This is a genomic window from Aquisalimonas lutea (assembly GCF_030409225.1).
GTDB lineage: Bacteria > Pseudomonadota > Gammaproteobacteria > Nitrococcales > Aquisalimonadaceae > Aquisalimonas > Aquisalimonas lutea.
This window is the reverse complement of record NZ_JAUFPK010000001.1, coordinates 949281-963059: the sequence shown is the minus strand read 5'-3', so window position 1 is coordinate 963059 and position 13779 is coordinate 949281. Positions and strand designations below refer to the sequence as shown.

Below are 13779 nucleotides of genomic sequence, written 5' to 3'. Positions count from 1 at the left end.
GTGCAGGGCAGAACGCCAAGCATCCAGGTAGCGAGTGGTATGAGCCAGGATCAGCAGTCTCAGATCAAGCAACTGATCGCCAAGGGCAAGGACCAGGGTTTTCTGACCTATGCCGAAGTCAACGATCACCTGCCCGATGATATCGTCGATCCCGAGCAGATCGAAGACATCATCAGCATGATCAATGACATGGGCATTACCGTCCACGAGGTTGCCCCGGACTCCGATGAGCTGCTCCTGAACGACTCCGCGGTCACCAGCGACGACGAGGAGGCCGCCGAGGAAGCCGCGGCCGCCCTGGCCGCCGTCGATGCCGAATTCGGCCGCACCACCGACCCCGTGCGCATGTACATGCGCGAGATGGGCACCGTCGAGCTGCTCACCCGCGAGGGCGAGATCAAGCTCGCCAAGCGCATCGAGGAAGGGCTGGACCAGGTCGTGACGGCCCTTGCCGCCTACCCGGAATCGGCGCGCTTCCTGATCAAGGGCTTCGAGCGGGTCGAGCAGGAGGAGCAGCGCCTGGCCGACCTGGTGGCGAACTTCCGCGAGCCCGGCGAGCCCCAGGAGGAGTCCACCCGCGAGACCACGCTGGAGGACACCGCGGACGACGACGAGGACGACACCGCCGCTGCCGATACCGGCCCCGATCCGGAGCGGGCGCGGGAGATGTTCGCGCGCATCCAGGAGCTCTACGACGAGACCCAGCAGATCCTCGCCGAGGAGGGTGTCGAGAGCGCGCGCCTGCAGGAGAAGCGCGACGAGATGGCGGAGCTGTTCCTGCGCATCAAGTTCCCGCCGCGCATCCTGGAGGCCATGGTCGATCAGCTGCGCAAGGCCGTGGAGCGCATCCGCCGCCAGGAGCGGGTGGTCATGGAATCCTGCGTACGCCGGGCCGGCATGCCCCGCAAGGTCTTCCTCAAGTCCTTCCCCGGGCGCGAGGCCGACGAGGCCTGGCTCCAGGAGGTCAAGGAGCGCAGCGACGTCGACCAGGAAAAGCTCCAGGACGCCGAAGACCAGATCCGCTACGCCCAGGAGCAGCTGCGCGAGCTGCAGAATCTCTCGGGGCTGGACGTGGGCGAGATCAAGGAGATCAACCGGCGCATGTCCATCGGCGAGGCCAAGGCCCGCCGCGCCAAGAAGGAGATGGTCGAGGCCAACCTGCGGCTGGTGATCTCCATCGCCAAGAAGTACACCAACCGCGGCCTGCAGTTCCTGGACCTCATCCAGGAAGGCAACATCGGCCTGATGAAGGCCGTGGACAAGTTCGAGTACCGTCGCGGCTACAAGTTCTCCACCTACGCCACATGGTGGATCCGCCAGGCGATCACGCGCTCCATCGCGGACCAGGCGCGCACCATCCGCATCCCGGTGCACATGATCGAGACCATCAACAAGCTCAACCGCATCTCCCGGCAGATGCTCCAGGAGATGGGCCGCGAGGCCACCCCGGAAGAGCTTGCCGAGCGCATGGAGATGCCCGAGGACAAGGTCCGCAAGGTGCTCAAGATCGCCAAGGAGCCGATCTCCATGGAGACGCCCATCGGCGACGACGAGGACAGCCACCTGGGCGACTTCATCGAGGACGTGGGCGTCATGTCCCCGGTGGACTCGGCCACCCGCGAGGGGCTCAAGGAAGCCGTCCGCGGCGTGCTCGGCGGATTGACGCCGCGCGAGGCGAAAGTGCTGCGCATGCGCTTCGGCATCGACATGAACACCGACCACACCCTGGAAGAGGTGGGCAAGCAGTTCGACGTCACCCGCGAGCGCATCCGCCAGATCGAGGCCAAGGCCCTGCGCAAGCTGCGCCACCCGACGCGCTCCGAGTCGCTGCGCAGCTTCCTGGACGAACAGTAAGGCTGACGCCCTACCCCCTGCACGCTATACTCCCGCCCTGCGGCTGCGCCCGCAGGGCGGGCTGCGTCCGCGCCCTACGCACGCAGCCGCCCCGCGATCACCGCCCGACGGGCCTGTAGCTCAGTGGTTAGAGCAGGGAACTCATAATTCCTTGGTCGCTGGTTCGAATCCAGCCGGGCCCACTGTTTCCCGGAGCATCCCCCAGAGTAGGCCTTTCGGCTTCAGCGCCCGAGGAACACGGCAACGTCTCTCAGGGGCTCGATGTGCTCACAGACCAGCTTGACGGTTGCGAGCATCGGCACAGCGATCAGAACCCCGATCAGGCCCCAGATCCAGCCGAGTGTCGCAATCGCGAGAAACACGGCGACGGGACTCAGGTCAAGGGTTCGCCCTGCGAGGATGGGCGTCAGGAATTGCCCCTCGACCACGTTCACGGCGAGTATCACCAGCGCTGGAAGAAGCATCTGAAGCGGAGCGTCGAACGTCAGGACGCTGACGAAGGTAACCACGATCATGCTGATGACGACGCCCAGGTAGGGCACAAAGTTCAGAATCCCCACCATGGCACCCCAGAGAAAGGGGTTCGGCACTCCCAGAGCGTACATCGCCAGCGCGACGACCAGGCCGACGCCGATATTGATGATGGCAACCATGCCGAGGAAGCGCGCAACCTGTCGCTGGATCGTACGCGTGGTCTCGACCACCCGGCGCTTGTCCCCGAAGGCTGAGGTCACGTGCACGATCTTGTTAACGAAGGCGTCACCCGAGGCGAGGATAAAGTACAGCAGGATCAGCATGACCGCCGTCCCGTACACGAGGTTGGGCGTTCGACTGAGCACGTTATCGACCAGGCTGAACGAGACACCCTCCGAGCGTTCCTCCGAGTTCTCGTCTTCGCCCTCGTCCGACCCGGAATCCTCGCCCATGCTCGTCAAATCGTCGATTCGCTCCTTGGCCTCTCGTACCTTGTCGATCGGCTCCTGGACCCAGGCAAGCTTGTACTCGAGCAGACGCAGCTCATAAGGCGCGCGCTCCAGCCACTGGGAGGCAGGTGCTGCCAGCGCGTAGATGCCGGCGGTCATGGTGCCGGCAATCCCGAGCATCACGACCAGAGCGCTGAGCGTTTGCGGTAGCCCCGCACGCACCATGAGCCGGACAACCGGCGTGAGAACCAGGCTCAGCAGCAGCGCCAGCGCGATGGGCATGATCAGGCTGGCGGCAAAGTACATGGTGTACAGGACCATGAGGAACAGGATGCCGGGAAGGACCGCCGAGCGAATCCAAACTGCAGGAACGTCCCGCCAGCCCGAAGCGCCCTCCCCGTTCGAGTCCTCGGAAGTAGGATTCTGCGTGTCGTCGGAGTCCGGATCCATGAAGCTCTTCCTCATTCAGCCGTCGCGCGGCAACGGATGCCGCTTCGGCCCGGTGGCTGTGCGCTATGCAAGGGTCTGCTCACGGTTCACCCTACCCGCGAGCGGAGTGAGCGGGGACGGGCTCAGGGGCCGGCGATCAGTCGCAAGTACCTGTCCAGCTGCCGCCCTATGCTCGGCAACTGCAAGAGCAGTCGTCCTACGGCACGTTCCCATCGGGGCATTCGGCCGACGACCACGCCGGCGAAAAAGGCCGGAACAAGAGCAACCGGGGTACGTGCGTACGCGCGCAACCGCCCCACGCGGCGTCGAATGCCGGCCGCTCTTACGTCCAGGGCGCGTCGCCGCGCCCGAACGTCGCGAGCAAGATGACGATTGCCCATGGCTACGCCCGTGCCCTGGCGGCCGCGTTCCCGCATGCGGCTGCCCGCGCATGCCGTATGGCCCGCCCGGAGACCGTTGGCGGGCCCGGCCCCGCAGCGTCGGGCATTACGGCCTCTGTCACGGCGGCACTACCTGTGCCGCCGCAGCGATGAATACAGTGCGCCTACGGCGAACGCCAGGCCCATGGCGGTAAGTGGATTCTCGCGTATGTACGAGCCGAGAGCCGTCACCGTGTCACCGGCCCGCCTTTGACCATGCCGTGCCTTCTCCCGGACGCTTTCTTCAGCCTCCGAGTAGCGCTCCCGTACGCTCTCCTCGGCCCTGCCGGCCCGTTCTGCCGCCCGATCAATGGTCTCGTGCGCCTTGTCCGCTACCCGGTCCGTTACATTGTGCTCGCTGGGTTGCGTTGCCATATGCCGCCTCCGGCTGATCGCTCACGCCCTCGCTGGAATCACCCTTCCGGCAGGCAAGTCCACGCAAAGGCAAGGAACTGCTCTACAAGTACGCTTGCGCCTGGTTCCTGGTTCCATGCGCCTCACATACCAAAAGCCGTCACGGCGTAGCCGCGCTCGCGGTAGCGCGGCTGAATGCGGCCGTTACGGGGAACTACGAATGGCCTTGCCGGCAGAATCGCCGCATGCTGTGTTCCTGAATGCAGAATCATCGGCACTGACGGAGCACCAGCGATGCACACCGATGTGCTTGTCCGGCCAACGACCCTTCTGGTGATTGTTCTGTTGCTCGCGGCTACCGGCGTGATCGGGGTAGCCACCTCGGCGCTCATGGCGGAACCGAACGCACGCGGCCCGGTATTCACCGACGATGGCTACGCCATCCGCGGCTATGACCCGGTGGCCTACTTCACCGAGGGCCGCCCGGTGGAAGGGCGGGCCGAATTCGAAGCGCAGTGGAACGGCGCCACCTGGCGTTTTGCCTCCGCGGCGCACCGCGATCGCTTTCTCGCCGATCCCGGGTCGTACGCACCGGCCTACGGCGGATACTGCGCCTGGGCGGTGGCGGCCAAGGGCGAGCTCTACTCTGTGGACCCGCACGCCTGGAGAATCGTCGACGGCACGCTGTACCTGAACTACAGCGATACCATCCAGCAGCGCTGGGAAGAGGACATGCAGGGCTTCATCAGGCGCGGTGATCGCCGCTGGCAGGAGATTGCGCCCCAGTCCTAGTGCCCTGTAACCCAAGTTGGCTGGATTTCGCCTGACCTCCGGGAGCATCTGTGCGGCGCCACGCTTCCGCGGACGATTCGTTTGTGGTTGCATGCTGCGGGTACCCACGTCAGCGAGGCGGCAGCGCGCCATGACGAACCTACGCGCCCGTGTCTTCCCCCCGGAGAGCCGGACCTTCCCCGGTAAACGATGGCTGGAAACCGGCTTCCGTACGGCCCACCTGGTCGGGACAGCGGGCATCGGCGGCGGATTTCTCTGGGGAGCGGCTCCCCAGCACTGGCTTCCGTTCCTGTGGCTGACGGTGGTCACCGGCGCTGCCATGGCCGCACTGCAGATCTGGGGCAACGGCGTCTGGCTCATCCAGGTGCGCGGCCTGGCGGTCATCGCCAAGCTGGCGCTGCTCGGGGTCATGGTTGCGGGTGACGTGCGGGCCGACCTGTTCATCCTGGTTCTGGTGATCTCCGGGGTCGTCTCCCACGCGCCCGCCCGGTTGCGCTATTTCTCGCCCCTGTACATGCGGCGCATCGATCACCTTTGATCCGGCACCGCGGGGCCGGATCACCCAGCGCGCGCGAGCAGTGGACGAGCAGCGCCAGCCGTGATTCCCTGTTGGAGTACGATCAACAACACCAAGCAACCGTGCGCTTACCCGGGAGGGACCGTCATGACGCGTCTTACAACCTTTGCTGCCGCACTCGCTCTGACTTTCGGCGCCGGCGCCGCGGGCGCCCAGCAATCGTGGAACATGGCGACGCCCTACCCGGACGCCACCTTCCACACCCAGAACGTCCGGGAATTCGTCGAGGACATCAACGAGGCCACGGACGGTGCCATCGAGGTCCAGGTACACAGTGCCGGCTCGCTGGTGGAGCACCCGGAGATCAAGCGCGCCGTGCGCACGCAGCAGGTGCAGATGGGCGAGATCTTCATCTCCCTGCTGGGCAACGAGAATCCGGTCTTCGCCGTGGACTCGGTGCCGTTCCTGGCGACCAGCTACGACGAGGCGGAGCGGCTCTGGGAGGCATCCCGCCCGAAGATCGAGGAGCTCCTGGCGGAGGACGGCATCAAGCTGCTATACGCGGTGCCCTGGCCCGCCCAGGGCCTGTACACCAACCGCGAGGTGGACAGCGTGGACGATCTCGAGGGCCTGAGCTTCCGCGCCTATAACGCCACCACCTCGCGGCTGGCCGAGCTGCTGGACATGCAGGCCACCCAGGTCGAGGTCCCGGAGATCCCGCAGGCGTTCTCCACGGGCATCATCAACGCCATGGTGACCTCGCCGACCACCGGCGTGAACTCCCAGGCCTGGGATTTCGTGGACAACTTCTACGACATCCGCGCGTGGATCCCGAAGAACATGGTGGTAATCAACCAGCAGGTCTGGGACGGGCTCGACGAGGACACCCAAGACGCCATCCTGACGGCCGCGGAAGAGGCCGAGGAACGGGGCTGGGCCATGAGCCGCGAGGAGGCGGACAAGCAGAAGGCGGCGCTGGAAGACAACGGCATGAACGTGATCGAGCCCTCGGAGACCCTGGTCGAGGAGCTCAACGCCATCGGCGAGCGGATGACCGAGGAGTGGATCGAGGACGCCGGCGCCGACGGCCGGGCGATCATCGATGCCTACCGCGAATGAGCGCATCCGGTGGCAGGCAGCGTGCTGCCTGCCGCCGGCCGGCGGTCTCCAGGCATCAACCCGGTGCAAGCAAGGCGGCAGGCACCCCTGATGCGCATTCTGGATGGGCTGTACCGGCTCTGCAGCACCCTGGCCGCGCTGTGCCTGGTCTCCATTTGCGGCCTGATCCTGGCACAGATCGCCGGGCGTTTCCTGCCGTTCCGGGTTCTCTCCGCCAACGAGCTGTCCGGCTTCCTGGTACTGGCGTCGACGTTTCTGGCGCTGGGGCCGGCCCTGCGCTTCGGCACCCACATCCGGGTCACGCTGGTGGTGGAACGCTTCCCTGAACCGATCCGCCGACTGACCGAGGCCGCGGCGCTGCTCCTGGCCATCGCCCTGGCCGGCTACGCCACGTGGTGGTGCTTCGACCTGATGATGGACTCCATCAACTATGACGACATCTCCCCGGGCCGGCTGGCCATCCCCCTGGCCGTTCCCCAGGCCGGCATGGTTCTGGGGCTGGGCGTGTTCGTCCTGGCCCTGTGCCACTGCCTGGTGGAACTCGTCCGCGGCGACAAGCCGGCGTACGCGCAGGGCCGCGGCATGATGGAGGACTGACATGGGGACCGTGGCGACGGGGCTGGTCCTGCTCGCGGTGCTGCTGGGACTCCTGAGCCTGGGCCTGTGGGTGGCGCTGGCGCTGGTGGGCGTAGCGGTGCTCGGCATTGCCGTTTTCAGCGGCGCGCCCACCGGCCTGGTGCTGGCCAACAACCTCTACAGCTCGATTTCCTCCTGGTCGCTGGCCGCCCTGCCCATGTTCATCTGGATGGGCGAGATCCTGTTCCGCACCCGTCTGGCCGAGGACATGTACGCCGGCCTGGCCCCGTGGCTGCGCCGCATCCCGGGCCGGCTCCTGCACGTCAACGTGCTGGGCTGCAGCGTGTTCGCCGCCGTGTCCGGCTCCTCCGCGGCCACCGCCGCCACCATCGGGCGCATGTCCATTCCCGAGCTGCGCCGCCGCGGGTACGCCGACAACATGGTCATCGGCACGCTGGCAGGGTCCGCGACGCTGGGGCTGCTGATCCCGCCGTCCATCATCCTGATCGTCTACGGGGTCAGCGCGGAAGTCTCCATCGCCCGGCTGTTCATCGCCGGCATTCTCCCGGGCCTGATGCTGGTCGTGCTTCTCATGGGATACGTGGTCGCGTGGTCGTGGCTTTTCCCGCACCGCAATCCGCCGGCGGACCCACCCGTATCCCTGCGCCGCAAGATCCTCGGCTCCGGGCGGCTGATTCCGGTCATTGTGCTCATCGTGACGGTGATCGGCTCCATCTACGCCGGGGTGGCAACGCCCAACGAGGCGGCCGCGCTGGGCGTTCTGGGGGCGCTCGTTCTGGCGGCCTGCACCCGGACCCTCAACTGGCGGGTCTTTGTCGACGGGCTGACCGCCGCCACCCGCACCTCGTGCATGATCTGCTTCATCCTCGCGGGCGCCGCCGTGCTGACCACGGCCATGGGCTACACCGGCATCCCTCGCGAGCTGGCGGCGTGGATCGCGCAGATGGACCTTTCCGTGTATGCCCTGCTGGCGGCACTGGTCGTGTTCTTCGTGATCCTGGGGTGCTTTCTCGACGGCATCTCCGTGGTCGTCCTGACCACGTCGGTGGTGCTGCCCATGGTGCAGGCGGCGGGACTCGACCTGATCTGGTTCGGCATCTTCCTGGTGATCGTGGTGGAGATGTCGCAGATCACGCCGCCGGTGGGCTTCAACCTGTTCGTCATTCAGGGCCTGACCGGCAAGAACATCCTGCAGATCGCCTGGGCATCGTTCCCGTTCTTCCTGGTGCTGATGCTCGCCGTGGTGATACTGACGCTGTTCCCGGAGCTCGCCACCTGGCTGCCGGAACAGATGAGCCGGCGCGGTTGACGAGCCCGATGCTTCTGCAGAAAGGCCCGGACCATGCCTGACTGGCTGCCCGCTGATCCCGTCGTCTTCTGGTGGCTCGCCGCCTTCTCGGTGGTGATGCTTCTCGGCGGCGTCGTCATGGTCCCCTGGATCGTGGTCCGCATCCCCGCCGACTACTTTGCCCATCGGCGCCGCGAGGCGGTGGTCCTGACCCGACGCCACCCCGTGGTGCGGGCATTGCTTCTTGTGACCAAGAACCTGGTCGGCGCCGTGCTGATCGTCGCCGGCGTGCTCATGCTGGTGCTCCCCGGGCAGGGCGTGCTGACCATCCTGGTGGGACTGACGCTGGTCAACTTCCCCGGCAAGTTCCGGGTGGAGCGGTGGATCATCACGCGCCCCGCCGTGCTGCGGTCGGTCAACTGGCTGCGGCAGCGGGCGGGACGCCGGCCACTGGAGGTCTGACCCGGGAGAGGCCCGCGCGCGTCACCCCGCGCCGGTGTCCAGGGGCTTCAGCCGGCGCTCGATCTGCTCGCGTTGCGGCTCCAGGAAAGGGGGCAGCGCCAGCGTCTCCCCGAGCCGATCCGCCGGCTCGTCGGTGGCGAAGCCGGGGCCGTCCGTGGCCAGCTCCATGAGAATGCCGTTGGGCTCACGGAAGTACAGGCTGCGGAAATAGTAGCGATCCACCGGGCCGCTGAACGGCATGCGGGCACCCCGCAGGTGCTCCGTCCAGGCGTCATAGGCGGCGTCGGCGATCCGGAAGGCGACATGGTGCACGCCTCCGGCGCCGGGCTGCGCCTGGGGCACCCCCGGCTCCACGGCCACGTGCAGCTCGGCCCCGGCGCCGCCCTCGCCCATGGCGTAGACCCGGATCTGCACGTCGTCCTGGTCGTAGGAGCGCGCGTGCTGCATGCCCAGGATGCGGGTCAGCACCGCATCGGTGGGCTCGTGGGAGCGCACGCTGATGGTGATCGGGCCGAGGCCGCGGATCTGGTAGCCGGCCGGCACGGGACTGCCTTCCCAGGGGTGCGCCGTCCCTTCCCCGCCGTCGTCGACCAGGCGCAAGCGCTGGCCCTCGGGATCCTCGAAATCCAGGCTCAGCCGGCCGTCGCGCTCGTGGATGGCGCCGTGGTGCACGCCCTGGGCCGCGAACCGCTCGGCCCACCACTCCAGGGCCTCGCGGCCGGCCACGCGGAAGGCCGTGTTGCAGATGCTCTGGCTCCCGCGCTGCTCCGGGGGCGCGGGGAAGTCGAAGAACGTGATATCCGTCCCCGGCGAGCCCACGGCGTCGGCGTAGAACAGGTGGTAGGCCTCGGTCTGGTCCTGGTTCACGGTCTTCTTCACCAGCCGCAGGCCGAGGGTCCGGGTGTAGAACGCGTAGTTCGCCGGCGCGTCGGCGGTCACCGCCGTCAGGTGATGAATTCCCTCGATCTGCATGGGCGAGCTCCTCGTTCAGGCGGCATGCAACCGGCGGAGACGGTCGCACGCGGCGTCATTGTCCGGTCGTGAAGGTATCCGGGCCGGCCTCGGGATCCGTGAAGACCAGCTGGTGCGCGATGGCCGTGTGCTCTCGCTGGAGGGTCATGAGGATGCGCGCCTCCGGGGTCTCCCAGCCCGCGACCAGGACCAGTTTACCGCCGGCCAGGGCCATGCCGTCCATGCCCGGCTGCTCCCGCAGGGCGTCGCTGCGCCACTCGCGCAGGTCCAGGTCCGGCTCGCCGTAGGCATCGGTCAGGTGCCGGCGCAGCCGCTCGAAGTCCTCGATATAGCCCGCGGGACGGCGGTGCCCGGCGCGATTGAAGTACCGCACCTGGCGCAGGCCGCCGTCGTCGAAACGACGATTCACGGTAACGGGGATGCCGGCGTAGGTTCCGTGGTGGATCAGCCGCCGCGGGCCGTCGATGATGAGCTCGCCGCCGGCCGCCGCGCGCACGCTCGCCTGGTCGTCACCCCACTGATCCGTGGCCAGCGCCGCGGTGACACCGGGGAGAAACAGTACTGCGAGCGCGACATGGCACAAGAGTCCGATCCGCACGCCCGAGCCTCCTGCCGCCACGGGATATCGCTACCAGCGTACGCGCCCGTGCAGCGCGCGTCACGCGCGTCCGCGCATCGCCCGGCGCCGCGCGGACGCTCGGAATCCAGCGAACCTGGCTTAAGGACACTAGGAAGAGGCCGTGATGTGCTCCAGGGCGAGGTTGGCCTGGTCGGCAAAGTGCAGCACGCTGTCCACGGCCTCGGCATCCAGCAGCCTCTGGCTGGGAATCCTGTCCGTATAGATCAGCCCGATCTCGCGGCGCCGGATCACCAGCGGCACGAGCACCGCGTCCATGCCCCGGATGCGGTGCTGGAAGGCACCGACCTGCCAGCGCTCGTGGTCTTCCGGGGCGACGTCCATGAGCTGGACCAGCCGCTGCTGCTGGAGCGCCGTGCGCACAACGGCCATACGGCTGTCCGATAGCTCATCGGCGAGCGCCACGCCGAGGCTCCCGTCCACGTCGCCGACGGAGTACTTCACCCGCAGCGCGGTACGCTCCTGGTTGTAGATGGTGATCACGGTCCGGTCCATGCCCACCCCCCGGTGCAGGCCCTCGAGGATCATCTCCAGCACCGTGTGCGTGCTGGGCTGCTCGCGCATCACCACGGACAGCTCCCGGAGGATCTTGAGCTGCAGCACCGGGGCCGGCCGGTGGATCCGCGGCCCCTCGGCCTGGGTTTCGCTACCGGCGCGGGCCCGGCCGCCCTGATCCCATTCCGCCGGGATCCCGAAGGCTTCGGCGATGCGCTGGCTCTCGTCCCTGGCCTGGTTGAGCAGCGTCTTCGCCCGGGCCTGCGGGACGCCGGTACGGCGCACGATCTGCTGGAGCACCTCGTCGGTCTCCGCGCCGCGCCAGCCGTGCTCGCGGATCACCGCTTCGAGGCGGTGCCCCATGCGGATGCAGCCGATCTGCCCCTGGGTGGCATCCTGACGGGCCTGCAGAGCGCGCTCGACGAGATCCCCCAGGTGCCATGACCGCGCCAGGTAGCCCGTGAGCTCCCGCAGCCGGAACCCCAGGATTTCCCGCTCCAGCATGCCCTGGGAGCGGCTCTCGTTGGCCAGCCCGCGCTCCATGGCACGGGCCTCCGGCTCGTCGCTGAAGCACCAGAACGCCATTTCGCCGAGCCGCAGAAGCAGCGCGGCCACGAACACCTCTTCGCTGCCGCCGGCGCCCTGCTCGCGGGCCAGCAGCCGCGCCTGGGCGGCGGCGAACACCGACTCGCGCATGATGCGCACCAGGCGCTCCCGGGTCGCACCACGCAGCAGGGTATCCAGGACCGTCAGGGAGATGCCGATGGTGTGCACGGTATCGAAGCCGAGCAGCACCACGGCACGGCTGACCGTGCTGATCTCCTGTCCGGAGCGATTGAAATAGGCGCTGTTGGCCGCACGCAGCACCCCCGAGGTCAGCGACGGGTCCTGGAGCACGACGGTGGCCAGGTCCTGGGTCGAAGCCTCGGTGTCGGCCGTGGTCTGGCAAAGCCGCTGGACAGTGCGGTTGAGGATCGGCAGATCCCGGTCGTCCAGCCGCTCGAGCCAGCGCTCCAGCGCCTCGGTGGAGGTATCGGTCGCTCGGTTCATGGCCGGGATTGTACCGGCACTCGCCGGGGACCGACCGTACCTGAATCACAGCCCGGTACAGAAAGCCGTGACCGGATACCGCTGCCCATCAGGGGGCAACACGGGTACCATGAGCCCGTGCGTCCCGCTGAGCGTCCGCAAAGGTGAGATAATGACGGACACCGTGAAGTTCCTGCTCGACGAATCCCGTCTCCCGCGTCACTGGTACAACATCAACGCCGATCTGCCCGAGCCCATGGCGCCGGTACTCCACCCCGGCACCCATCGGCCGGTGACGCCCGACGATCTGGCCCCGCTGTTCCCCCACGGGGTGATCGAGCAGGAGATGTCCACGGAACGAGAGATCGACATCCCGGAGCCGGTCCGCACGGCCTACCGCCAGTGGCGGCCGTCCCCCCTGTACCGCGCCCGGCGGCTGGAGAACGCCCTCGGCACGCCGGCGCGCATCTACTACAAGTACGAGGGCGTCAGCCCGGCGGGCAGCCACAAGCCCAACACCGCCGTCGCCCAGGCCTTCTACAACCACCGCGAGGGCGTGCGGCGCATCACCACCGAGACCGGCGCCGGCCAGTGGGGCTCCTCCCTGGCGCTCGCCGGCGCCATGTTCGGCATCGACATCAGCGTCTACATGGTCAAGGTCAGCTTCTGGCAGAAGCCGTACCGGCGCGCCTTCATGGAGAGCTTCGGTGCCGAGTGCATCGCCAGCCCCAGCGACACCACCGCGGCCGGCCGCGCGGTGCTGGCGGAGCACCCGGACAGCACCGGCAGCCTGGGCATCGCCATCAGCGAGGCCGTGGAGATGGCCGCACAGCGGGAGGACACCCGCTACGCACTGGGCAGCGTGCTCAACCATGTGCTCCTGCACCAGACGGTCACCGGCCTGGAGGCGCGGGAGCAGATGGCCATGGCCGATGACGACCCGGACGTGATCATCGGCTGTACCGGCGGCGGCAGCAATTTCGCCGGCCTGGCGTTCCCGTACCTGGGCGAGCAGCTGCGCGGCGGGCGCCAGCGGCAGTTCATCGCCGTGGAGCCGGCGGCGTGCCCGACGCTGACCAAGGGACGGTTCGCCTACGATTTCGGCGACACCGGGCACCTGACACCGCTCACGCGCATGCACACCCTGGGCTCGTCCTTCGTGCCGCCGGGGTTCCACGCCGGCGGCCTCCGCTACCACGGCATGGCCCCGCAGATCAGCCACCTGACCCATCTCGGCTACATCCGCCCGCGCGCCTACAATCAGCTGGAATGCTTTGCGGCCGGCCTGGAGTTCGCCCGGGCGGAGGGCATCATCCCGGCCCCCGAGGCCAACCACGCCGTCAAGGCCGCCATGGACGAGGCCGTCCGCTGCCGCGAGAGCGGAGAGAGCCGCGTCATCCTGTTCAATCTGTGCGGACACGGCAATTTCGACATGCAGGCCTATACCGACTACCTCGCCGGCGAGCTCCGGGACCAGGCGTATGCCGAAGACGAAGCCAGCATGGCGCTTGCCGGCCTGCCGACGGTCGGACCACCCGCCGGGGAACAACCATGACCGAACTGCTACTGATTGCGGCCATCGGCGCCATCGCCGCGCTGGTGGTGTGGCTGCGCTACCGCGGCACCGGCATGGACGGCGCCGACGACGCCCTGACGCGTGCCTGCTCCGGGGACCGCGACCAGGCCCAGCGCCTGGAGGACCTGGAGCACCGCCAGGCGTCGCAGCCGCTGTCCCGCAAGGAGGCCCGCAAGCGCGCCCTGGAGAAGCTCATCGATGACCGCAGCCGGTAAGGCTCCCGTCCTCGACGGAATCGTCCCTGTCTTGTCTTCTCATAGATGAAATCCATCAGAATTGCCTGGAGCATCAACCG

Annotated in this window: 14 protein-coding genes and 1 tRNA gene; 10 read left to right on the top strand and 5 right to left on the bottom strand. The window is 67.6% G+C overall.

All coding sequences use genetic code 11. The features are described from left to right. The first annotated feature begins 39 nt into the window (after nucleotides 1–39). Nucleotides 40–1854, top strand: a complete 1815-nt coding sequence (gene rpoD, locus QWY84_RS04560) for an RNA polymerase sigma factor RpoD (protein WP_290201266.1) — start codon at nucleotides 40–42, stop codon at nucleotides 1852–1854. Nucleotides 1855–1963: 109 nt separating this feature from the next. Beyond that, nucleotides 1964–2036 (top strand) — tRNA-Ile (locus QWY84_RS04555). Between the two features lie 39 nt (nucleotides 2037–2075). On the opposite strand, the gene QWY84_RS04550 is transcribed toward QWY84_RS04555, so the two are convergent. Next, a complete protein-coding gene (locus QWY84_RS04550; RefSeq protein ID WP_290201265.1) occupies nucleotides 2076–3227 on the bottom strand; it encodes an AI-2E family transporter in 1152 nt (383 codons plus the stop codon). A gap of 509 nt (nucleotides 3228–3736) precedes the next feature. After that, complete coding sequence (locus tag QWY84_RS04545) at nucleotides 3737–4021, bottom strand: ElaB/YgaM/YqjD family protein (RefSeq protein WP_290201264.1); 285 nt, start codon at nucleotides 4019–4021, stop codon at nucleotides 3737–3739. 273 nt (nucleotides 4022–4294) lie between these two features. Between QWY84_RS04545 and QWY84_RS04540 the strand changes: the two genes are divergently transcribed. From QWY84_RS04540 to QWY84_RS04515, 6 genes are all read left to right on the top strand, one after another. Next, nucleotides 4295–4792, top strand: a complete 498-nt coding sequence (locus QWY84_RS04540) for a YHS domain-containing (seleno)protein (RefSeq protein WP_290201263.1) — start codon at nucleotides 4295–4297, stop codon at nucleotides 4790–4792. A 130-nt stretch (nucleotides 4793–4922) separates the two neighbouring features. Further along, nucleotides 4923–5330, top strand: coding sequence for a hypothetical protein (locus QWY84_RS04535; protein WP_290201262.1), 408 nt, complete (start codon nucleotides 4923–4925; stop codon nucleotides 5328–5330). A gap of 126 nt (nucleotides 5331–5456) precedes the next feature. Further along, nucleotides 5457–6428: a TRAP transporter substrate-binding protein gene (locus tag QWY84_RS04530; protein WP_290201261.1), complete on the top strand. Its 972-nt coding sequence runs from the start codon at nucleotides 5457–5459 to the stop codon at nucleotides 6426–6428. Nucleotides 6429–6518: 90 nt separating this feature from the next. Next, nucleotides 6519–7025 (top strand): TRAP transporter small permease, encoded by a 507-nt coding sequence (locus tag QWY84_RS04525; RefSeq protein ID WP_290201260.1) that lies wholly within the window; start codon nucleotides 6519–6521, stop codon nucleotides 7023–7025. A gap of 1 nt (nucleotide 7026) precedes the next feature. Next, entirely contained in the window at nucleotides 7027–8334 is a 1308-nt protein-coding gene (locus tag QWY84_RS04520) for a TRAP transporter large permease (protein WP_290201259.1), read from the top strand. 33 nt (nucleotides 8335–8367) lie between these two features. Beyond that, nucleotides 8368–8775, top strand: coding sequence for a PGPGW domain-containing protein (locus tag QWY84_RS04515; RefSeq protein WP_290201258.1), 408 nt, complete (start codon nucleotides 8368–8370; stop codon nucleotides 8773–8775). Between the two features lie 21 nt (nucleotides 8776–8796). On the opposite strand, the gene QWY84_RS04510 is transcribed toward QWY84_RS04515, so the two are convergent. From QWY84_RS04510 to QWY84_RS04500, 3 genes are all read right to left on the bottom strand, one after another. Further along, a complete protein-coding gene (locus QWY84_RS04510) occupies nucleotides 8797–9747 on the bottom strand; it encodes a ring-cleaving dioxygenase (RefSeq protein ID WP_290201257.1) in 951 nt (316 codons plus the stop codon). Between the two features lie 55 nt (nucleotides 9748–9802). Then, nucleotides 9803–10345, bottom strand: a complete 543-nt coding sequence (locus tag QWY84_RS04505) for a hypothetical protein (RefSeq protein WP_290201256.1) — start codon at nucleotides 10343–10345, stop codon at nucleotides 9803–9805. Between the two features lie 129 nt (nucleotides 10346–10474). Continuing rightward, on the bottom strand, nucleotides 10475–11929 hold the full coding sequence (locus QWY84_RS04500) for an HDOD domain-containing protein (protein ID WP_290201255.1): 1455 nt from the start codon (nucleotides 11927–11929) through the stop codon (nucleotides 10475–10477). Between the two features lie 151 nt (nucleotides 11930–12080). Here QWY84_RS04500 and QWY84_RS04495 point away from each other — a divergent pair, with 151 nt between their 5' ends. Together QWY84_RS04495 and QWY84_RS04490 are read left to right on the top strand one after the other, a co-directional pair. Then, entirely contained in the window at nucleotides 12081–13463 is a 1383-nt protein-coding gene (locus QWY84_RS04495) for a TrpB-like pyridoxal phosphate-dependent enzyme (RefSeq protein ID WP_290201254.1), read from the top strand. Then, on the top strand, nucleotides 13460–13699 hold the full coding sequence (locus QWY84_RS04490) for a hypothetical protein (RefSeq protein ID WP_290201253.1): 240 nt from the start codon (nucleotides 13460–13462) through the stop codon (nucleotides 13697–13699). The genes QWY84_RS04495 and QWY84_RS04490 overlap by 4 nt, the downstream gene beginning before the upstream one ends. The last annotated feature ends 80 nt before the right edge of the window (nucleotides 13700–13779 follow it).

Coding starts and splice junctions, on each gene's coding strand:
- rpoD (WP_290201266.1), top strand. CDS start 40: ATGAGCCAGGATCAGCAGTCTCAGATCAAGCAACTGATCGCCAAGGGC.
- QWY84_RS04550 (WP_290201265.1), bottom strand. CDS start 3,227: ATGGATCCGGACTCCGACGACACGCAGAATCCTACTTCCGAGGACTCG.
- QWY84_RS04545 (WP_290201264.1), bottom strand. CDS start 4,021: ATGGCAACGCAACCCAGCGAGCACAATGTAACGGACCGGGTAGCGGAC.
- QWY84_RS04540 (WP_290201263.1), top strand. CDS start 4,295: ATGCACACCGATGTGCTTGTCCGGCCAACGACCCTTCTGGTGATTGTT.
- QWY84_RS04535 (WP_290201262.1), top strand. CDS start 4,923: ATGACGAACCTACGCGCCCGTGTCTTCCCCCCGGAGAGCCGGACCTTC.
- QWY84_RS04530 (WP_290201261.1), top strand. CDS start 5,457: ATGACGCGTCTTACAACCTTTGCTGCCGCACTCGCTCTGACTTTCGGC.
- QWY84_RS04525 (WP_290201260.1), top strand. CDS start 6,519: ATGCGCATTCTGGATGGGCTGTACCGGCTCTGCAGCACCCTGGCCGCG.
- QWY84_RS04520 (WP_290201259.1), top strand. CDS start 7,027: ATGGGGACCGTGGCGACGGGGCTGGTCCTGCTCGCGGTGCTGCTGGGA.
- QWY84_RS04515 (WP_290201258.1), top strand. CDS start 8,368: ATGCCTGACTGGCTGCCCGCTGATCCCGTCGTCTTCTGGTGGCTCGCC.
- QWY84_RS04510 (WP_290201257.1), bottom strand. CDS start 9,747: ATGCAGATCGAGGGAATTCATCACCTGACGGCGGTGACCGCCGACGCG.
- QWY84_RS04500 (WP_290201255.1), bottom strand. CDS start 11,929: ATGAACCGAGCGACCGATACCTCCACCGAGGCGCTGGAGCGCTGGCTC.
- QWY84_RS04495 (WP_290201254.1), top strand. CDS start 12,081: ATGACGGACACCGTGAAGTTCCTGCTCGACGAATCCCGTCTCCCGCGT.
- QWY84_RS04490 (WP_290201253.1), top strand. CDS start 13,460: ATGACCGAACTGCTACTGATTGCGGCCATCGGCGCCATCGCCGCGCTG.